Origin of the sequence: Bradyrhizobium mercantei (genome assembly GCF_001982635.1) — a bacterium.
GTDB classification, from domain to species: Bacteria; Pseudomonadota; Alphaproteobacteria; order Rhizobiales; family Xanthobacteraceae; genus Bradyrhizobium; species Bradyrhizobium mercantei.
Genome location: NZ_MKFI01000012.1, coordinates 101,133 through 120,328, shown reverse-complemented (window position 1 = coordinate 120,328; position 19,196 = coordinate 101,133). Strand labels below are relative to the sequence as shown.

The 19,196-nt window shown below is 67.2% G+C and carries 20 protein-coding genes and 1 riboswitch; of the genes, 15 read left to right on the top strand and 5 right to left on the bottom strand.

Annotated elements, in window-relative coordinates:
• Nucleotides 1-18 precede the first annotated feature (18 nt).
• Nucleotides 19-522 (bottom strand): bifunctional adenosylcobinamide kinase/adenosylcobinamide-phosphate guanylyltransferase, encoded by a 504-nt coding sequence (gene cobU / locus BI327_RS38660; RefSeq protein ID WP_076866879.1) that lies wholly within the window; start codon nucleotides 520-522, stop codon nucleotides 19-21.
• Nucleotides 523-648: 126 nt separating this feature from the next.
• Between cobU and cbiB the strand changes: the two genes are divergently transcribed.
• On the top strand, nucleotides 649-1,590 hold the full coding sequence (gene cbiB, locus BI327_RS38655; RefSeq protein WP_076866878.1) for an adenosylcobinamide-phosphate synthase CbiB: 942 nt from the start codon (nucleotides 649-651) through the stop codon (nucleotides 1,588-1,590).
• Nucleotides 1,591-1,601: 11 nt separating this feature from the next.
• Nucleotides 1,602-2,567, top strand: coding sequence for a threonine-phosphate decarboxylase CobD (gene cobD / locus BI327_RS38650; RefSeq protein ID WP_076866877.1), 966 nt, complete (start codon nucleotides 1,602-1,604; stop codon nucleotides 2,565-2,567).
• On the opposite strand, the gene BI327_RS38645 is transcribed toward cobD, so the two are convergent.
• Together BI327_RS38645 and cobO are read right to left on the bottom strand one after the other, a co-directional pair.
• Complete coding sequence (locus BI327_RS38645; protein ID WP_076866876.1) at nucleotides 2,564-4,012, bottom strand: cobyric acid synthase; 1,449 nt, start codon at nucleotides 4,010-4,012, stop codon at nucleotides 2,564-2,566. The genes cobD and BI327_RS38645 overlap by 4 nt on opposite strands.
• Nucleotides 4,013-4,023: 11 nt before the next feature.
• Nucleotides 4,024-4,677 carry a cob(I)yrinic acid a,c-diamide adenosyltransferase gene (gene cobO, locus BI327_RS38640; RefSeq protein WP_076866934.1) on the bottom strand — a complete coding sequence of 218 codons (654 nt, stop codon included), beginning with the start codon at nucleotides 4,675-4,677 and terminating at the stop codon, nucleotides 4,024-4,026.
• A 36-nt stretch (nucleotides 4,678-4,713) separates the two neighbouring features.
• Nucleotides 4,714-4,925, top strand: a riboswitch (cobalamin riboswitch).
• 94 nt (nucleotides 4,926-5,019) lie between these two features.
• On the opposite strand from cobO, the gene BI327_RS38635 reads away from it, so the two are divergent.
• From BI327_RS38635 to cobJ, 7 genes are read left to right on the top strand one after another with little or no spacing between them, the layout of a single operon-like run.
• On the top strand, nucleotides 5,020-5,394 hold the full coding sequence (locus tag BI327_RS38635) for a DUF1636 family protein (protein WP_076866875.1): 375 nt from the start codon (nucleotides 5,020-5,022) through the stop codon (nucleotides 5,392-5,394).
• Complete coding sequence (gene cobW, locus BI327_RS38630; protein ID WP_076866874.1) at nucleotides 5,391-6,425, top strand: cobalamin biosynthesis protein CobW; 1,035 nt, start codon at nucleotides 5,391-5,393, stop codon at nucleotides 6,423-6,425. The genes BI327_RS38635 and cobW overlap by 4 nt, the downstream gene beginning before the upstream one ends.
• Nucleotides 6,425-9,673, top strand: a complete 3,249-nt coding sequence (cobN, locus tag BI327_RS38625; RefSeq protein WP_076866873.1) for a cobaltochelatase subunit CobN — start codon at nucleotides 6,425-6,427, stop codon at nucleotides 9,671-9,673. Before cobW ends, cobN begins: the two co-directional genes overlap by 1 nt.
• The gene (cobG, locus tag BI327_RS38620) at nucleotides 9,670-10,833 is read left to right on the top strand and encodes a precorrin-3B synthase (protein ID WP_076866872.1); all 1,164 of its coding nucleotides are present in this window, start codon (nucleotides 9,670-9,672) and stop codon (nucleotides 10,831-10,833) included. Before cobN ends, cobG begins: the two co-directional genes overlap by 4 nt.
• Nucleotides 10,833-11,462 carry a precorrin-8X methylmutase gene (locus tag BI327_RS38615; protein WP_076866871.1) on the top strand — a complete coding sequence of 210 codons (630 nt, stop codon included), beginning with the start codon at nucleotides 10,833-10,835 and terminating at the stop codon, nucleotides 11,460-11,462. Before cobG ends, BI327_RS38615 begins: the two co-directional genes overlap by 1 nt.
• Nucleotides 11,463-11,464: 2 nt before the next feature.
• Nucleotides 11,465-12,196 carry a precorrin-2 C(20)-methyltransferase gene (locus BI327_RS38610; protein WP_076866870.1) on the top strand — a complete coding sequence of 244 codons (732 nt, stop codon included), beginning with the start codon at nucleotides 11,465-11,467 and terminating at the stop codon, nucleotides 12,194-12,196.
• Nucleotides 12,193-12,927 carry a precorrin-3B C(17)-methyltransferase gene (gene cobJ, locus BI327_RS38605; RefSeq protein ID WP_076866869.1) on the top strand — a complete coding sequence of 245 codons (735 nt, stop codon included), beginning with the start codon at nucleotides 12,193-12,195 and terminating at the stop codon, nucleotides 12,925-12,927. Before BI327_RS38610 ends, cobJ begins: the two co-directional genes overlap by 4 nt.
• On the opposite strand, the gene BI327_RS38600 is transcribed toward cobJ, so the two are convergent.
• Complete coding sequence (locus BI327_RS38600) at nucleotides 12,903-13,652, bottom strand: cobalt-precorrin-6A reductase (RefSeq protein WP_076866868.1); 750 nt, start codon at nucleotides 13,650-13,652, stop codon at nucleotides 12,903-12,905. The two genes, cobJ and BI327_RS38600, sit on opposite strands and share 25 nt — an antisense overlap.
• Here BI327_RS38600 and cbiE point away from each other — a divergent pair.
• The 6 genes from cbiE to cobF are packed head-to-tail and all read left to right on the top strand — an operon-like array spanning nucleotide 13,651 to nucleotide 18,780.
• A complete protein-coding gene (gene cbiE, locus BI327_RS38595; protein WP_076866867.1) occupies nucleotides 13,651-14,832 on the top strand; it encodes a precorrin-6y C5,15-methyltransferase (decarboxylating) subunit CbiE in 1,182 nt (393 codons plus the stop codon). The two genes, BI327_RS38600 and cbiE, sit on opposite strands and share 2 nt — an antisense overlap.
• Nucleotides 14,829-15,197, top strand: coding sequence for a cobalamin biosynthesis protein (locus tag BI327_RS38590; protein WP_076866866.1), 369 nt, complete (start codon nucleotides 14,829-14,831; stop codon nucleotides 15,195-15,197). The genes cbiE and BI327_RS38590 overlap by 4 nt, the downstream gene beginning before the upstream one ends.
• Nucleotides 15,194-15,991 carry a precorrin-4 C(11)-methyltransferase gene (gene cobM, locus BI327_RS38585; protein WP_076866865.1) on the top strand — a complete coding sequence of 266 codons (798 nt, stop codon included), beginning with the start codon at nucleotides 15,194-15,196 and terminating at the stop codon, nucleotides 15,989-15,991. The genes BI327_RS38590 and cobM overlap by 4 nt, the downstream gene beginning before the upstream one ends.
• Entirely contained in the window at nucleotides 15,988-17,298 is a 1,311-nt protein-coding gene (locus tag BI327_RS38580) for a cobyrinate a,c-diamide synthase (RefSeq protein ID WP_076866864.1), read from the top strand. The genes cobM and BI327_RS38580 overlap by 4 nt, the downstream gene beginning before the upstream one ends.
• Complete coding sequence (gene cobA / locus BI327_RS38575) at nucleotides 17,295-18,023, top strand: uroporphyrinogen-III C-methyltransferase (protein ID WP_076866863.1); 729 nt, start codon at nucleotides 17,295-17,297, stop codon at nucleotides 18,021-18,023. The genes BI327_RS38580 and cobA overlap by 4 nt, the downstream gene beginning before the upstream one ends.
• 7 nt (nucleotides 18,024-18,030) lie before the next feature.
• Nucleotides 18,031-18,780, top strand: coding sequence for a precorrin-6A synthase (deacetylating) (gene cobF, locus BI327_RS38570; protein WP_076866862.1), 750 nt, complete (start codon nucleotides 18,031-18,033; stop codon nucleotides 18,778-18,780).
• Between the two features lie 13 nt (nucleotides 18,781-18,793).
• Here the strand turns inward: cobF and BI327_RS38565 are convergent, their stop codons facing one another.
• Nucleotides 18,794-18,985 (bottom strand): hypothetical protein, encoded by a 192-nt coding sequence (locus tag BI327_RS38565; protein WP_076866933.1) that lies wholly within the window; start codon nucleotides 18,983-18,985, stop codon nucleotides 18,794-18,796.
• Nucleotides 18,986-19,196: the final 211 nt, after the last annotated feature.

Below are 19,196 nucleotides of genomic sequence, written 5' to 3'. Positions count from 1 at the left end.
TACGCTGGGTAGCGGACATCATTTAAGCTTCATCGGCAAGCCTGCCACGACGAATTCCACTTCGTCAGCCACACCTGCAATCGTCTGGTTCATCAGGCCCGCGGCGTCGCGGAAGGTCCGCGCCAGCGCATTGTCGGGCACGATGCCGAGGCCAACCTCGTTGGTGACCAGCACGACCGGGCTGTGTTGACGCGGCAACGCATCCGCCAGTCGCGTCACCTCCCGCGACCAGTCGCGCTCCGCATGCAGCAGGTTGGACAGCCACAGCGTCAGGCAATCGACCAGCCTTGCGCCGCCGCCATCGGTCGCGGACAGCACGTCAACGAGATCGAGCGGCACCTCGCGCTCGATCCAGTCATTGCCGCGCCGCGCGCGATGTTTGGCGATCCGCTCGTCCATTTCCGCATCGAGGGCCTCGGCGGTGGCGACATAGACCGGCTGCCCCGGAAAGCTCTGCGCGCGAAGCTCGGCGCGCCGGCTTTTCCCGGACCGGGCTCCCCCCGTGATCAGAATGGCGGACATGTGATCTCCTGTTCACGTCCGCTCTAACCACCAATCGGGGTGAAAGACAAAGCCGAAATCCGTCACGGAGGGCTTGCACTCGGCCGATGTCTTGCGCATCAGGGGGATCGCGGCGAGGAGAGGTGCGTGGTTTTTGCGGGAGCGATGGCGGTGGCGATGGCCGTGGATGCCTTGATCGGCTGGCCCGCGTGGCTGTTTGCACGCATCGGCCATCCCGTGACCTGGCTTGGTCGCCTGATCCATTTTGCCGATTCCAGCTGGAACCGGATGTCCGATGCACCGGCGTTTCGGCGCGCGGCTGGCGTCGCGGCTGCCGTCCTGGTGATCGCGCTGGTGGTCGCACTCGGTTGGGCCGTTCAGTCCGTGCTCGCATCCGGATGGGTGCGCGTCGTCCTGGTCGGTGTGCTGGCGTGGCCGCTGGTGGCGTTGCGTTCGTTGCATGACCATGTCGCTGCGGTGGCCCATCCGTTGGCGTCCGGCGATATGACAGCGGCGCGCTCCGCGGTCGCGCAAATTGTCGGACGCGATCCGGCAACGCTGGACGAGGCCGGCATCGCGCGCGCGACCATCGAGAGCCTCGCCGAGAATGCGTCTGACGGCATTGTGGCGCCGGTGTTCTGGGGCGCGCTGTTCGGCTTGCCCGGAATCCTCGGCTACAAGGCGATCAATACGCTGGACTCGATGATCGGCCATCGCACCGAGCGGCATGAAGCGTTCGGCTGGGCGGCTGCCCGGATCGACGATCTGGCCAATTTGATTCCAGCGAGGCTGACCGGCGTCTTGTTCGTGCTGCTCGCGCCAGACCGTTCGCAGGCGTGGTCATGCATGCTGCACGACGGGCATCGGCATCGCTCGCCGAATGCCGGCTGGCCTGAAGCCGCGATGGCCGGCGCGCTCGGCGTCCGCCTCAGTGGTCCGCGCATCTATCACGGGCACGTCGCCGACGAGCCGTGGCTGAACCAGGGCGCGCGCGATCCGGCAGCCACCGACATCTTCGCCGGGCTGAAGTTCTATCGCCGCGCCATGATGCTGCTGGCCGGGGTGTTCGTCGCCCTGGCGCTGTTGTAGGAGACCGGCGGATGCGTGAGCACGGCGGAAATCTCGACGTCGCCCAGCAACGCTTCGGCGGCACGGCAGACGACTGGATCGACCTGTCGACCGGGATCAATCGGGTGCCGTATCCTGTCGTCGCTGTGGAGCCGCGGCACTGGAGCGCGTTGCCGTCGCGATCCGACATTGAATCGCTGCACGATGCCGCGCGGCAGGCCTATGCCACCAAGGCGCCGATCGTGGCAATGGGCGGTGCGCAAGCTGCCATTCAGTTGCTGCCGCATCTCGCGCCTCGGGGGCAGGCGCGCATCCTCGCGCCGACCTACAATGAATATGCCGCGGTGTTGTCGGCGGCCGGCTGGGACGTCGCCGAGGTATCCGATCTCGCCGCGCTTGCGGGAGCCGATCTTGCCGTCGTCGTCAATCCGAACAATCCCGATGGGCAATGCCATGATCGCGACGAAGTGCTGGCGTTGTTGCCGCGCGTCGGCCGACTCGTCATCGACGAGAGTTTTGCGGACGCCGTTCCCGGCATCTCGCTCGCACCTGAAGCTGGACGAGCGGGGCTCCTGATCCTGCGCTCATTCGGCAAATTCTACGGACTGGCCGGCTTGCGGCTCGGCTTCGCGCTCGGCAGTGAAGCGGATGTTGCCGCGCTCGCGGCGATGGCGGGACCGTGGCCGGTGTCGGGCGCCGCAATCGCGATCGGACGGTGCGCGCTGCTCGATCACGACTGGGCCAAGGCGACGGCCGCGCGGCTGGCGGACGATTGCGTCAGGCTCGATGCGGAGGCACGCGTGCAGGGTTGGACGATGGTCGGTGGCACGCCGCTGTTCCGGCTCTATGAGACTGGCGATGCGCGGGCCGCGCAAGAAAAGCTCGCCCGCGGTCAGATCTGGTCGCGGGTGTTCGAGCAAAAGCCGGGATGGCTGCGCCTCGGCCTGCCGGGCAATGAGGCCGAGTGGTCCCGCCTGTCCGCCGTGCTGTCGGTTTAGCGCGCCAGCGCGAGCAAGCCCTCGACATCGAGATGGGTCTCGATGTGCTCGGCAAGCGCGTCGAGCGCGCTCTCGACCCTGGCACCATACTGCTGATCAGCCGTGGGAATGTCGAGTTGCGCGAGGAATGCCCTGCGGAAATCGTCCGAGCTGAACAGGCCGTGCAGATAGCTGCCGTGAACACGTCCGTCGGCGGACACCGCACCTTCGGCTGCGCCGTCGAGCGATGCAAACGGCCGGGCGCGATCCGGGCCATCGGTGCGGCCGATATGGATCTCGTAGGCGCTGATCGGTTGATCGGTCGCAGCATGCACCGCGCTGACGCGGGTCAGCGTCTTCTGCTCGGTCATCGTGGTGGTGACATCGAGCAATCCGAGGCCGCGCGTTTCGCCGGCCGGGCCTTCGATCCCGTCGGGATCGGCGACGGTGTGTCCGAGCATCTGGTAGCCGCCGCACAGGCCGAGGACATGGCCGCCGCGGCGATGATGCGCCATGAGATCGATGTCCCAGCCCTGCGCGCGCAGGAAGGCGAGATCGCCGCGGGTCGATTTCGAGCCGGGCAGGATGACGAGCCGCGCATCGCCCGGGATGGCTTCGCCCGGACGCACCATCACGAGATCGACGCCGGGCTCGAGCTTGAGCGGATCGAGATCGTCGAAATTGGCGATCCGCGACAGCGCCAGAAAGGCGATCTTGCATTGGCCGGGCTTGCGCGCCTCGCCGAGCCCGAGCGCGTCCTCGGCCGGAAGTTCGCCGGCGCGGGTGAACCAGGGCAGTACGCCGAAGCCGCGCCAGGCGGTGCGGGCTTCGATCAGGCGGTAGCCGTCGTCGAACAGCGAGGGATCACCGCGGAATTTGTTGATGACAAAGCCCTGGATCATCGCGGCATCATCAGGGTCGATCACCGTCTTAATGCCGACGAGCTGCGCGATCACGCCGCCACGGTCGATATCACCGACCAGCACCACGGGCACGTCGGCCCTGCGCGCAAAACCCATGTTGGCGATATCGGCCTTGCGTAAGTTGACCTCGGCGGGGCTGCCGGCGCCCTCGACCAGCACGAGGTCGGCGCGATCCTTCAGACGCCCAAAACTCTCCAGCACCGCGCCCATCAGCGACGGCTTCATGCCGGCATATTCGCGCGCGCGCGCGGTCGCGATCCGCTTGCCGTGCACGATGATCTGGGCGCCGACATCGGTCTCCGGCTTCAGCAGCACCGGATTCATGTCGGTGTGCGGCTCGACGCCGGCGGCGAGCGCCTGTAAGGCCTGCGCGCGTCCGATCTCGCCGCCATCGACCGTCACCGCGGCGTTGTTGGACATGTTCTGCGGCTTGAACGGCAGCACGCGCAGGCCGCGCCGTCTGGCGGCGCGCGCGAGGCCCGCGACGATGAGCGACTTGCCCACGTCCGAGCCGGCTCCCTGGATCATCAATGCGCGCGCCATGGCGATTTCGGTCAGAACTCGACGCCCGGCTGCGCCTTGATGCCGGAGCGGAATGGATGCTTCACCAGCGTCATCTCGGTGACGAGATCGGCGATCTCGACCAGCTCGTCCTTGGCGTTGCGCCCGGTGAGCACGACATGCGTCATCGGCGGCTTCGACGTGGTCAGGAAGTCCACGACATCGGCGATCGCGAGATAATCGTAACGCAGCGCGATGTTGATCTCGTCGAGCACGACCATGCGCAGGCTTTCGTCTGCGATCAACTGCTTGGCCTTTTCCCAGCCGGCCTGCGCTGCTGCGATGTCGCGGGCGCGATCCTGCGTCTCCCAGGTAAAGCCTTCGCCCATCGCGTGAAATTGACAGAGATCGCCGAAATGCCCGGTGAGCAGGCGGCGCTCGCCGGTATCCCAGGCGCCCTTGATGAACTGCACCACCGCGCAGGGAAAGCCATGCGCGACACAGCGCACGATCATGCCGAACGCGGAGGAGGATTTTCCTTTGCCGGCGCCGGTATGAACGATGATCAGGCCCTTTTCGCCGCTCTTGGTCGCCATGATGCGGTCGCGGGCGGCCTTCTTTTTCGCCATCTTGTCGGCATGGCGCGCATCCAGCGATGGGTCGGTGCCGACGGTGCCGTTCCCGGCGTCGTTTCCATCAGAAATCATCATGGTCCTTCGGCTTGACAAGTGCGGGGCTTGGACGAATGGTGGGCCCGCGTTGGTTCCTGTCCTACGACAGGCGAAGAGGGAATGCGATAGGGCTCAGCTAGATCGGGCCTGAAGTGCAGCCGCCCCCGCGACCGTGACCGGAGAGATGTCCAAGCCACTGATTCCATATGGAGTCGGGAAGGTGGGTATCGAAGGGTAAAACCTGCTCCGCAAGCCGGGAGACCTGCCAACGCAACATGTTGTGAGACCGGCGGACGGGGTGTTCCGCGACGGGGAAACGGACCTGCTCGAATCGGTCCGTGTGCCTCATCGCTTCCCGTTGTCAATCCAGGAAGGGCGATGAGCGTTACACTTCATGTCTGCATCACCTGTCGTGCCGGCCAGACGCTGGCGGAAGGTGAGGTCGCGCCCGGTGCGCGCCTGCATGCCGCACTTGTCGAGGCCGGCGTGCCCGATGACGTCAATCTGGTTCCCGTCGAATGTCTGTCGGCTTGCAGCCAGGGCTGCTCGGTCGCGCTCAGTGCGCCCGGCCGGTGGTCGTATGTCTACGGCCGCCTGTCCGCCGACAATGCCAGGGATGTGATCGCCGGCGCCTCCGCCTATGCCGCGGCGCCGGACGGCATCGTGCCGTGGCGCAGCCGTCCCGAAATCTTCCGCAAGCAATCGCTCGCCCGCATTCCACCCATCGCCATCGTGCCGGAGGCCGCAGAATGACCACGCTCGCCAAGGTTCCGGTCACCGTCGTGACTGGCTTTCTCGGGTCCGGCAAGACGACGCTGATCCAGCATCTGATCCGCAATGCCAATGGCAAGAAGCTTGCGGTGCTGGTGAACGAGTTCGGCAGCGAAGGCGTCGACGGCGACATCCTGAAGTCGTGCGCCGATGCCAATTGCCCGACCGAGAACATCGTCGAGCTTGCCAATGGCTGCATCTGCTGCACCGTCGCCGATGATTTCATCCCGGCGATGGAGCAATTGCTGGCGCGCCCCGTAAAGCCCGATCACATCGTGATTGAGACATCCGGGCTCGCGCTGCCGAAGCCGCTGCTGAAGGCGTTCGACTGGCCGGAGATCCGTTCGCGGATCACGGTCGACGGCGTGATCGCGCTGGCCGATGCGGAGGCCGTTGCGGCCGGCCGCTTTGCGCCTGATGTGGATGCGGTGGATGCGCAACGCGCGGCCGATGAGAATCTCGATCACGAGACGCCGCTGTCCGAAGTGTTTGAGGATCAGATCGCCTGCGCCGATATCGTGCTGCTGACCAAGGCCGATCTCGCAGGCGCCGAGGGGATCAAGGCGGCCAAGGAGGTCATCGCGGCCGAAATGCCGCGCGAGGTGCCGATGCTGCCCATCGTCGATGGTGCGATCGATGCCCGCGTGATCCTCGGGCTCGAGGCGGCGGCGGAGAATGATCTCGCGTCGCGGCCGTCGCATCACGATGGCGAGGAGGAACACGAGCACGACGATTTCAATTCGGTCGTGATCGACCTTCCGGAGATCGCTGATATCGACGCGCTGGTCGCGTCGATCAAGGGGCTGGCGCGCGAGCAGAACGTGCTGCGCGCCAAGGGCTATATCGCGGTCGAAGGCAAGCCGATGCGTTTGCTGGTGCAATCGGTCGGCGAGCGGGTACGGCATCAGTTCGACATGCCCTGGGGCGCACGGCCCAGGCAGTCCAAGCTCGTCGTGATCGGCGAACACGGCGATATCGATGAAGCCGCGATCAGGGCCAGGCTCGGTGTCTGATGCACGTCGTCTTCCGCGAGAGCCGCGGCCTTGAGGAGACCGCGACGCCAAGGGACCTCGGCCAGGATCCGGCCGATCTCGTGGTGTTGTCGTTCTCCGACAGCGATCTCGCGGCGTTCGCGGCCGGCTGGCGGCGAGGGCGTGCCGCATTGCCGTCGCTGCGGCTTGCCAATCTCGCGGAGCTGCGCCATCCGCTGTCGATCGACACCTATATCGAGCGGACGCTGTCGCACGCGCGCGGCATCCTGGTTCGGCTGATCGGCGGCGAGCCCTATTGGTCATACGGGCTGGCCGCGGTGCATCGGCTGGCGAAGGAGCGTGGCATCGCCCTGGTGGTGCTGCCCGCGGATGGCCGCGACGATCTGCGGTTGGATGAATTTTCTACGCTGCCGGTCTCGACGCTACGCCGTTTGAAGGTGCTGTGCGACAAGGGCGGGCCCGTCGCCGCGCAGGCCGTGATCGCGCAACTGGCGCTGGCGTCCGGCCTTTATGCCGGGCCCGTGGTCGGTGAGATCGATCTGCCCGAGATCGGCGCCTACGATTCGCGGCGCGGCGCCATCGCGGCGCTGCCGGCATCGGATGGCCGGCCGCGGGTGCTCGTGACGTTCTATCGCTCCTATCTGGCCGCCGGCGACACCGCGCCGGTCGATGCATTGATCGATGCGTTGCGCGACAAGGGCTTCGATGCCCGTGGTGTCTTCGTCACCTCGCTGAAGGCGGTGGGCGTCGCCGACTGGTTGCGCGCCCAGTTCGTGCAATGCGTCCCGGCCGCCATCGTCAATGCGACCGCGTTCTCCGCGGCCGGTGACGACGGCACGACGCCGTTCGACGCGGTATCCTGCCCGGTGTTCCAGGTCGGGCTGTCCACCGCGCGGCGCGAGGATTGGGCCTTGTCGCTGCGCGGCCTGTCGCCCGGCGATCTCGCCATGCACGTGGTGTTGCCGGAGGTCGATGGCCGGCTGTTCGCGGGAGTCGTGAGCTTCAAATCGGCCGGCGAGCGCGATCCCGATCTGCAGTTCGCGCATCTTGCGCATCGGCCGGATGCCGAGCGTGTTTCAGCCATCGTTGCGCGCGTCGCAGCCTGGCATCGGCTTGCCGAGAAGCCCGCGCAGGACAAGCAGCTCGCGCTCGTACTCTCGAACTATCCGGGCCGTCCGCATCAGATCGCCCATGCCGTCGGCCTCGATGCGCTTGCCTCGGTCGAGGCGATGCTGGCTGATCTCGCGGATGCCGGATTTGATATCGAGCCGGTGAAGTCGCTTGGCGATGTGCTCTTGCGCCGGAAGTTGACCTGGGGCGTTACCGAATATCGCGCGGCAATGTCGAGCCTGCCGCAGCAGCTACGGGACGACCTTGCGCACGCGTGGGGCGCGCCGGAGGATGATCCCGATTGCCGTGACGGCGCGTTTCATTTCGCGGCGATCCAAAGCGGCAAGTCGATCATCGCGGTTCAGCCCGAGCGCGGCGAGGCCGGTCATCGCGATACCGATTATCACGATCTGTCGCGCACGCCACGCCATGCCTATGTCGCGTTCCATCTGTGGCTCCGGCAGCAGGGCATCGATGCCGTCGTCCACATCGGCGCGCATGGAACGCTGGAATGGCTGCCGGGAAAATCGGTTGCGCTGTCATCGGCATGCTGGCCGGAAGCGCTGATCGGCGATCTGCCCGTCGCCTATCCCTTCATCGTCAACGACCCCGGAGAGGCTGCACAGGCCAAGCGCCGGATCGGTGCCGTGACGATCGGCCATCTGCCGCCGCCGCTGGCGCAGGCCGCGGTGCCGGAGGGGTTGCGCCGGCTCGAGCGTTTGCTCGATGAATATTCGACTGCGGACGGTCTCGATCCGGCGCGGCGGCAGCGGCTGATTGCCGCGATCCGCGAGGAAGCGCGCATTGCCGGGCTGGAGGACGATCTCGGTCTCGCCGCATCGGTCTCCGCGGTCGAGGCGATTCCGCAGATCGATCGCTTCGTCTGCGATCTCAAGGAAAGCCAGTTCGGCGACGGCCTGCATGTGTTCGGGCAGGGCGCATGCGGCGAGGCCGAGCGGGTGGCTTTGCTCGACGCGCTATCCGGCCGGCGTGTTGCGCCGGGGCCGTCGGGCTCGCCCTATCGCGGGCGCAGCGACGTGCTGCCGACCGGACGCAATCTGTTCGCGGTCGATCCGCGTGCGGTGCCGACGCCGTCGGCGCATGCGCAGGGCGTGAAGCTCGCTGAGGAGCTGTTGCGCCGACACTTGCAGGATCACGGCGAATGGCCGAAGGGGCTCGTCGTCGACCTCTGGGGCTCGTCGACGATGCGCACCGCCGGCGAGGATTTTGCGATGGCCCTGCATCTCGCCGGCATCGCGCCGCGCTGGGATCATGGGTCGGGCCGCGTGTCCGGCTACGACATCATCGCGCCGGCGGAGCTCGGCCGTCCGCGCATCGACGTGACGCTGCGCGTGTCCGGACTGTTCCGCGACGTTTTTTCAGGCCTGGCCCAATTATTCGAAGCCGCGACGGAGGCGTTGTCCGAGCGCATCGATGAGAGCGACGAGAATCCTTACCTGCACCGCATTTCGCGCGTGTTCGGTCCGCGCCCCGGACATTATGGCGCCGGCATTGCGTCGATTCCCGACGTTTTCACACAGGAGGCGCGCGAGGCGGCCGGCGAGGCGTGGCTGTCGGCATCGTCCTGGGCGATTGCGTCCGATGGCGAGATCCGGCCGGATCGTGCCGGTATCGAGACACGGCTCGCCGCTGCCGACAGTTTTGTTCATACCCAGGACCTGCCCGAGACCGATCTGCTGCTGGCCGCAGACTATGCCGCGCATGAGGCCGGCATCGCCGCGGCGGCCCGGCGCGTCGGCGCCAAGGCCCCGTCGCTCTATCACCTCGATGCGACGCGGCCGGATCAACCGCATGCCCGTTCCCTGACCGAGGAGATCTCGCGCGTGGTGCGGGCGCGCGCGGCCAATCCGGCGTGGATCGCGGGGATGATGCGTTATGGTTTTCGCGGTGCCGCCGAGATCACGGCGACGCTGGAGCACATGGCGGCATTTGCGCATCTTGCCGGTGCGGTGCCGCCGCATCTGTTCGACCTCTATTACGACGCGACGCTCGGCAATGACGAGGTTCGCGGCTTCATGGCGCGCGAGAATCCGGCAGCGCTGGCGGCGATCGAGACCTGCTTCACCCGGCTGCATGAAGCCTCGCTGTGGCAAACGCGGCGCAATTCGATTGCGGCAGCGCTGCAGGAGGTTTCATGAGCGCGATCGCGGTCAAGGGCTGGTGCCCCGGCGCGCTGCGGCCGATGCAGTCCGGCGATGGCCTCGTGGTGCGCATTCGCCCGCGCGGCGGACGGCTGGAGGCGGCGCAGGCCGCAGGAATCGCCGAGCTATCCGCGCGACACGGCAACGGCCTGATCGATCTGACCAGCCGCGCCAATCTCCAGATCCGCGGCGTCGCCGATGACGGCTATCCGGCCTTGATCGATGGGCTCGCCGAGCTTGGGCTGCTCGATTCCGATTGCGATACCGAGGCGCAGCGCAACATTCTGGTGACGCCGTTCTGGACTGCCGAGGGCGACACACGCTCGCTCGCTGCTGAGCTCGAGCGGGCGCTTGCCGGCGCTTCACTCGATCTTCCGACCAAGTTCGGCTTCGCGATCGATGATGGCAACGCGCGCGTGCTGGCGGGCGCGCCTGCGGATGTCAGGATCGAACGTGAACGCAGCGGCGGACTGCTGGTACGTGCCGATGGTGCGCAGCACGGGCGCTCGGTCACGCGAGGCGAGGCCGTGCCGATCGCGCTGGCGCTGGCCGAATGGTTCGTCGCGTGCGGCGGAGCCAACGGCGAGAAGCGGCGGATGGCGGCGCACCTTGCCGGTGGCGCGACGCTTCCCGAATCGCTTCGCGGCGATGCCGAGCCTGTGGGCAAATCGACGGACCCCGTTCCCGGTCTCTATCCGACCGGCGCGATGGTCGGCGTGGCCTTCGGGCTAATGCCGCACCAGACGCTCCGCCAGCTGGCCGGATGCGCGCACGCGCTTCGCATGACGCCATGGCGGATGGTGCTGGCGGAGGGGTTGCGTGAGATGCCCCATGGTGCGGACCTCGTGACGGATGCTGATGATCCGGTGCTCCGCGTCATCGCCTGCAGTGGCGCGCCGCGCTGTGGTGAGGCCTACGCCGACACACGTGCGTTGGCATCGGCGTTTGCACGACTAATTCCGGCGAATGCCCGGCTTCACGTCTCCGGCTGCGCCAAGGGCTGTGCCCATTCCGGCTCTGCGGATGTCACCCTCGTGGCCACGCACGAAGGCTTTGATCTGATCCGCGGCGGCACGACGCGGGATGCGCCGGTCATGCGAGGACTGGCCGGTTCGGACCTCGTGGCAAATCCCTCGTTGCTGATGGGAGGCCATTGATGCCGCACGTCTATGAGACCGACGGCGCGGAGATCTATCGCCAGTCCTTTGCCACGATCCGCGCCGAGGCCGATCTTGCCCGCTTCAATTCAGACGAGGAGCCGGTGGTCGTGCGCATGATCCATGCCGCGGGGATGGTGGGGCTGGAGGCGCATGTGCGCTTCACAGCCGGCATGGCCGCAAGCGCGCGGGCTGCCCTGCGGAACGGCGCGCCGATCCTCTGCGACGCGCGCATGGTGTCGGAAGGAATTACGCGTGCGCGGCTGCCGGCCGGCAATGAAGTGATCTGCACGCTCGGCGACGGCAGGGTGCCCGCGCTCGCGCAATCGATGCGCAACACGCGTTCGGCGGCGGCGCTCGAACTGTGGCGGCCGCATCTCGACGGCGCCATCGTCGCGATCGGTAATGCGCCGACGGCGCTGTTTCACCTGCTCAACATGCTGGAGGATGCCGACTGCCCGCGGCCGGCGGCGATCATCGGCTGTCCGGTCGGCTTCGTCGGCGCAGCCGAATCCAAGGCGGCGTTGATGGCTGAGCCTCCCGTGCCGGCGCTGACGGTCGAGGGACGTCTCGGCGGCTCGGCAATCACGGTTGCTGCGATCAATGCGCTGGCGAGCCGGAGCGAATAGCGATGGGACGCATCATCTGCTGCGGCCTCGGCCCTGGTGATCCAGACCTGGTGAGCCTGCGCGCCGACCGTATGGTGCGCGCCGCGAAGCATGTCGCTTTCTTCCGCAAGAAGGGGCAACTCGGGCAGGCACGGCGGATCGTGGACGGCATGCTCGCGGCTGACGTCAGCGAATATCCGATGGAATATCCGGTCACCACGGAGATCGCTTTCGACAGCTCCGAATACGCGCGGCTGCTTGCGGATTTCTATGACGCATGGGCCGAGCGGCTGGCTCGGCTTGCGCGCGAGAGTGACGTTGTCGTGCTTTGCGAGGGCGATCCCTTTTTCTATGGCTCGTTCATGCATCTCTATGCGCGCCTGCAAGGCCGCGTCGAGATCGAGGTGATCGCCGGCATTCCCGGCATGGTCGGCTGCTGGAATGCGGTCGGCCAGCCGATCGCGCTCGCCGACGATGTCACCACCGTTCTGATGGGCACGCTGCCGGAGGCCGAACTCGCCGAGCGGATGCGCAGCTCCGATGGATTGGTCGTGATGAAGACCGGCCGCAATCTTCCCAAGATACGGCGCGCACTCGTGTCCGCGGGCCGTCTCGACGATGCGTGGCTTGTTGAACGCGGCACCATGCCGGACCAGCGGGTCGTCAGGCTCGCCGATATCGCCGAGGCCGACTGTCCATATTTTGCGATCGTGCTGGTGCACGGGCGGGGGCAGCGCAGGGAGGGCGCCGAATGACCGGCACGCTGACCATTGCGGGACTTGGGCCGGGCGACGCGGCGAAGATCACGCCGGAAGTCACGGCTGCGCTCGCGGCGGCGACCGACATCATCGGCTATGCGCCCTATGTGACGCGCGTGCCGCCGCGCGACGGGCTGACTTTGCATCCATCCGACAATCGCGTCGAGTTGCAGCGCGCCGCCGAGGCGCTGCGGCTGGCGGCCGAAGGGCGGCACGTCGTCGTGGTGTCGTCAGGCGATCCCGGCGTGTTTGCGATGGCGTCCGCCGTGTTCGAGGCACTTGAGGAGGCGCCGCAATGGCATGACCTGCCCATTCGCGTGCTGCCCGGCGTGACCGCGATGCTGGCGGCGGCGGCAAGCGCCGGCGCGCCGCTCGGTCATGATTTTTGCGCGATCAACCTGTCGGACAATCTCAAGCCATGGCCGCTGATCGAGAAACGCCTGCGGCTCGCCGCCGAAGCCGACTTTGCCATCGCGATGTACAATCCGCGCTCGGCGAGCCGGCCGGAAGGGTTCGCGCGGACGCTGGAGATCCTGAAAGAGGCGGGCTGCGGCGAGCGCATTGTGATTTTCGCGCGTGCCGTCTCCACGCCCGAGCAGCGGATCGAGACGGTTGAGCTGCGCGACGCGCGGCCCGAGATGGCCGACATGCGGACGCTCGTGATCGTCGGCAATTCGGCGATGCGGCGGGTCGGCCGCTGGGTCTATGCGCCGAGGCAGGTCCGATGACCGAGCCATTCCATCACCTGGCTCACGCTTTCCACCCGCGGCCTGTCCGGCAGCAGCGGCCGCGTGATCATGATGACGGGGAGGCCAAGCGCGCGGGCGGCGTCGATCTTGGCGCGTGCGCCGGTTCCGCCGGAGTTCCGGGCGACGATCCACTCGATGGAGCGCGTGCGCATCATCTCGAGCTCGTTCTCGAGCGTGAACGGTCCGCGCGAGACGATGACGTCGGCATCGGGCAACGGCAGCGCTTGCTCGGGCGGGTCGACGAAACGCAACGTATAGGCATGCTGCGGCCGGGCGTAGAACGGTGCGATGTGCTGGCGGCCGATCGCGAGGAACACGTTGGCGCGGCGCCCAGGCAACGCCGCGACGGCGGAGACGACGTCCGCGACCTCGATCCAGCGATCGCCGGAGGCCCTGTCCCAGGGCGTGCGTTCGAGCGCGATCAGCGGCGTTGCGGTTTGCGTGCAGGCCGCGATCGCGTTGCGGCTCATCTCGGCCGCGAACGGATGCGTCGCGTCGACCACATGCGTGATGGCTTCATGACGCAGATAATCGGCAAGACCGCCGACGCCGCCGAACCCGCCGATCCGGGTCGGCAAAGGTTGTTCGGCAGGGGCGGCGGTACGTCCGCCATAGGAATAGACCGCGTCGATGCCCGCGCGCGCGATCGCAGCGGCAAGCAAATTGGCGTCGGCAGTTCCGCCCAGGATCAGGGCGCGCATCATGGGTAATCCCTGGTTGACCATCATCGGTATCGGCGAAGATGGCCTTGCGGGGCTGTCAGACGCAAGCCGAAAGGCGCTCGATGAAGCCGAAGCGGTTTTTGGCGGCGAACGGCACCTCGCATTGGCCGGTATCAGCGATCGTGGCCATGCCTGGCCGGTGCCGTTCAATGCCGACATCGTGCTTGAATGCCGCGGTCGTCCAACCGTTGTGCTCGCCTCGGGCGATCCGTTCTGGCATGGCGCCGGCGGAGCCCTTGTTGAGAAACTACAAGTCGGAGAATGGATCGCGCATTCCGCGCCGTCGACGTTCTCGCTGGCGGCGGCACGGCTGGGCTGGCGACTCGAGAATGTTGTCTGTCTCGGCCTTCATGCCGCTCCATTCGAACGGTTGGTGCCGCATCTCGCGCGCGATGCACGCATTGTCTGCCTGGTGCGCGACGGCAAGGCGGCTTCCGATCTCGCCGGCTGGCTTACGGATCATGGCTGGGGCGCGTCGGCGATGTGGACGCTATCAGCGCTTGGCGGACCGCGTGAATCCATCACGCGGCATCGCGCTGATGGTTATGCCGGCGATTCCGGCGACAGCCTGGTCGCGGTTGCGCTGGAGGCGAGGGGAACGCAGGGGATCGCGCGTAGCTCGGGTCTTCCCGACGCGCTCTTCGTGCACGACGGGCAACTGACAAAGCGGCCGGTCCGCGCGCTCGCGCTGTCGGCGCTTTCGCCGCGACCCGGCGAGCGGTTGTGGGATATCGGCGCCGGCTCGGGCTCGATCTCGATCGAATGGGCGCTCTGCGGCGGGACAGCGATTGCCATCGAAGCGCGCGGCGAACGCGCCGCCAACGTCCGCGGCAATGCCGCGAGTTTCGGTCTGACGCATCGGATCACCGTGATCGAAGGTGAGGCGCCCGGCGTTTTGTCAGAGCTCGCGGCCCCCGATGCGGTGTTCATCGGCGGCGGCCTCGATGTCGATATGTTCGATGCGATCTGGTCGCGTATCGCGCCGGGAGCGCGGCTGGTTGCGCACGCGGTGACCCTGGAAACCGAGGCGCTGCTCTGCGATCTGCACCAGCGCCATGGCGGCGAACTGATGCGCCTCGAGATCGCGCAGGCCGAGCCGTTGGGCCGCTATCGATCCTGGAAGGCCGCGCGGCCGATCGTGCAATGGAGCGTGATCAGATGAAGGTCGCGGGCCTGGGATTCCGGAGCAATGCCAGTGTCGCGTCCTTGCGCGACGCGCTCGACGCGGCCGGTGGTTCCGAAGGCCTTGCGGCGCTCGCAACGGTGAGTGACAAGGTGGATGCGGCGGCGTTGAGAGGCCTGGCGCAGGAACTCGGGCTGTCGATCCGGGGAATCCCCGCCGAGGCGTTGGCCGAGATCGAAACTGTGACGCAATCCGAACTGATCCGTGCCGAGTTTGGCACAGGCTCGATTGCGGAAGCTGCGGCGATCGCGGCGGCGGGACGCGGTGCGCGGCTGATTTCGGCGAGGGCCGTTTCGCAGGATCGGATGGCGACCGCGGCGATCGCGGAAGGAGACGGTGAATGACGGTGCATTTCATCGGCGCGGGACCTGGCGCCGCCGATCTTCTGACCTTGCGCGGGCGCGACCTCATCGCCTCCTGCCCGGTCTGCCTCTATGCCGGATCGCTGGTGCCGGCGGGCGTTCTGGCGCACTGCCCGAAGGACGCGCGCATCGTCAACACGGCGTCGCTCTCGCTCGACGACATCATCGCCGAGATCGCGGCGGCGCATGCCGAGGGCAAGGATGTTGCGCGGCTGCATTCCGGCGATCTCTCGATCTGGTCGGCGATGGGCGAACAGCTGCGCCGGTTGCGCGCGTTGCAGATTCCGTATTCGGTCACCCCCGGCGTGCCGGCCTTCTCGGCGGCGGCGGCGGCGCTGGAGTCCGAGCTGACGCTGCCCGGCCTAGCGCAGTCGGTGGTGCTGACGCGCACGCCGGGCAGGGCGAGCGCGATGCCTGATGGTGAAACGCTCGCAGCCTTTGCCGCGACCGGCGCGGTGCTCGCGATCCATCTCTCGATCCATCTACTGGACAAGGTCGTGGCCGAGCTGACGCCGCATTATGGCGCGGACTGCCCGGTGGCGATCGTCTGGCGCGCGAGCTGGCCGGACCAGCGTATCGTGCGCGCCACGCTCGCGACGCTCGATGCCGCGCTTGGCCCGGAGCTCGAACGGACCGCGCTGATCCTGGTCGGCAAGACGCTCGGCGCCGGCGAATTCGCCGAGAGCCGTCTCTATGCCGCAGACTATGACCGCCGCTACCGCCCGGTCGGCACGGCGCCGCGCTTTCCGGAATCATCGCCGGACTCATCGCAATGACCGCGGGGCTCGTGATCTCTGCGCCGGCATCCGGGGTCGGCAAGACGACGCTGACACTGGCGCTGGCGCGCGCCTATCGCAGTCGCGGGCTGCAGGTGCAATGCCTGAAGAGCGGACCTGATTATATCGATCCGGCCTTTCATGCGGTCGCAACCGGCCGAGCCTCCGTCAACATCGATAGCTGGGCGATGGCATCAGATGCGATCGCGCATCTGGCAAGACGCGGCGCGGATGCCGATCTCGTGCTGGCCGAAGGCTCGATGGGATTGTTCGACGGCGTCGCCGCGCGCGGCGTCTCCGGCACCGGCGCCACCGCCGACATTGCCGAGATGATGGGATGGCCGGTGCTGCTGGTGATCGATCCCTCCGGCCAGGCCCAGACGGCAGCGGCTATCGCGGCGGGACTGCGCGATTTTCGCGCCGGCGTGCGGCTTGCCGGCGTCGTCCTCAACCGTGTCGCCAGTGCGCGGCACGAGGCGCTGGTGCGCGATGCGATGGCAGGCGCGGGCATTCCGGTGCTGGGTGCGTTGCCCCGCCACGCCGAGATCGCCTTGCCGAAGCGGCATCTCGGCCTGGTGCAGGCCGAGGAGCAGGCCGAGATCGACGGCCTGATCGATGAGGCCGCACGCTTCGTGGCTGAACATGTCGATCTGGACGCCGTGCTGCAATTGGCACGGGCCTGGTCTCCTCAACCGGCCGCGCGCAGCCTGAACATCACGCCGCCCGGCCAGCGCATCGCGCTGGCGCGCGATGCTGCATTCTCGTTCGTCTACCCGCATATGCTGGAAGCCTGGCGCGCGGCCGGCGCCGAGATCGTGACGTTCTCGCCGCTTGCCGACGAAGGTCCCGACGCGGACGCCGATGTCTGCTGGCTGCCCGGCGGCTATCCCGAACTGCATGCCGCCCGGCTTGCCGCCAGCGGACGATTTCTCAGGGGCTTGCGCGCCTTTGCTGAGACGAGGCCGGTGCACGGCGAGTGCGGCGGCTACATGGTGCTGGGCGCCGCGCTGACCGATGCCGACGGCGCGCGCCATGAGATGGCTGGGCTGCTCGGCCTCGAGACCAGCTATGCCAAGCGCCGCATGCATCTGGGCTATCGGCTCGCCGAGCTTGCCGAACCGATTCCGGGCTACGCCTCCGGCGCACGCCTGCGCGGCCACGAATTTCATTACTCGACGATCATCGCGCAGCCTGACACGCCGCTTGCGGTGGTGCGCGATGCGACCGGCGCGATCGTTGCGGAGACCGGATCGCGGCGAGGCCACGCGACGGGCACATTCTTCCATCTGATTGCGGAGGACCGATGAGCGGTTTCGTCTCCTTCGTCTCGGCCGGTCCCGGCGACCCGGAACTCCTCACCATGAAGGGAGCGGCGCGGCTGCGCGAGGCCGACGTGGTGCTCTACGACGACCTCGCTTCGGGTGCGATCCTCGATCTCGCGCGTTCCGGCGCCAATCTCGTCGCGGTCGGCAAGCGGGCCGGCCGCCTCTCGGCAAAGCAGCATCATGTCAGCCGGCTGCTGGTCGACTACGCGGCCGCCGGCGTGCGCGTGGTGCGGCTGAAATCCGGCGATGCCGGCATCTTTGGCCGGCTCGAAGAGGAGATCGAGGCGCTGCGCAGTGCAGGCATCGGCTACGAGATCATTCCCGGTGTCACCTCGGCCTCGGTTGCCGCCGCGCAGGCCGGCATTCCGCTGACGCGACGGCTGACCTCGCGGCGGGTCCAGTTCGTGACCGGCGCCGATGTCACCGGCGAGCTGCCCAAGGACCTGAATTGGGCGGCGCTCGCCGACCCGGAAGCGACCACGGTCGTCTATATGGGGCGACGCACGTTCCCGGCTCTGGCCGCAGGGCTGATCGCGCATGGTCTCGCCCCCGACACGCCGGCGCTGCTGGCGGAGTCCCTCGGCCATGCCGACGAGCAGCTTCATCGGACCACGATCGCAGGGCTCGCCGAACAGCTCGCGCATGCCGGCGCTGCCACGGCGGCTTCCATTATTCTGTTCGGCGCGCTGGCGCCGGAAGAAAAGTGACGCGGCCATGTTGACGCTGTCCCTGATCGGTATCGGATGCGGCGATCCGCAGCAGCTCACCCTCGCTGCGATCGACGCGATAAACGCTGCCGATTTGATCCTGATCCCGCGCAAGGGGACCGCGAAGTCGGACCTCGCCGAACTGCGACGAGCGATCTGCGCGCAGGCGTTGAGCAACGACCGCACCCGCATTGCCGAGTTCGACCTGCCGGTGCGCGATGCCGGTGAGGAGGACTATCGCAAGGGCGTGGACGATTGGCACGATGCGATCGCCGCGACCTGGTCGGAGCAAATCGCGCGGCATCTCGGCGGCGAGGGACGCGTCGCCCTGCTGATCTGGGGCGATCCCTCGCTCTACGATTCGAGCTTGAGGATTGCGCGACGGCTCGATCCGCTACCCTTGATCGACGTGATCCCAGGCATCACGTCGATCCAGGCGCTGTGCGCGGCGCATGCGCTGCCGCTCAACGAGATCGGCGAGCCGTTCCTGATCACGACCGGGCGGCGGCTGCGCGAAGGCGGCTGGCCCTCCGGCGTCGACACCGTGGTCGTGATGCTCGACGGCGCTGCGGCCTTCCAGACGCTGGATCCTGAAGGCCTAACGATCTGGTGGGGCGCCTATCTCGGCATGACCGATCAGATCATCATGGCGGGCGAGCTCGCTGAGGTCGGCTCCCGCATCGTCGCCGCGCGTCGTGCGGCACGTGAGCGGCACGGCTGGATCATGGACAGCTATGTGCTGAAGCGGAGACCGTGACCCAGGGATTGCGTCAGGTCTTCAACCCGCGAATCGAGGGTTGGATGGTGAGGCGGTAGGCGACGAGCTTGTCCCCGTCGAACTGCTCGAGTGTCGTCTCGCAGACCGGGCAGCGATACTCGCCCTTGCTTCCTGATCCGGATGCCAGCTCAAGGCGTCGGAATCCGGCCCCGCAGCGCGGACATGTGACGTCGTCCTTCTTCATCAACTCACCCCAGAACAACACCGGCGGTCCTTCTTTAGCGCAGACTGCGCGGCGGAACTATGTTCACGGGTGGAGAACTACGGATCATTCCTGCATGGGAATAAACGATGCGTCTGCATCGAGCGGGAGGCCGCGCAACCGATCGCGCAGAGCGGGTGGTCAATTTCAAGGCATTCCGCAAATTCGGCAATGGGTTACGGCGTGGCCTTAA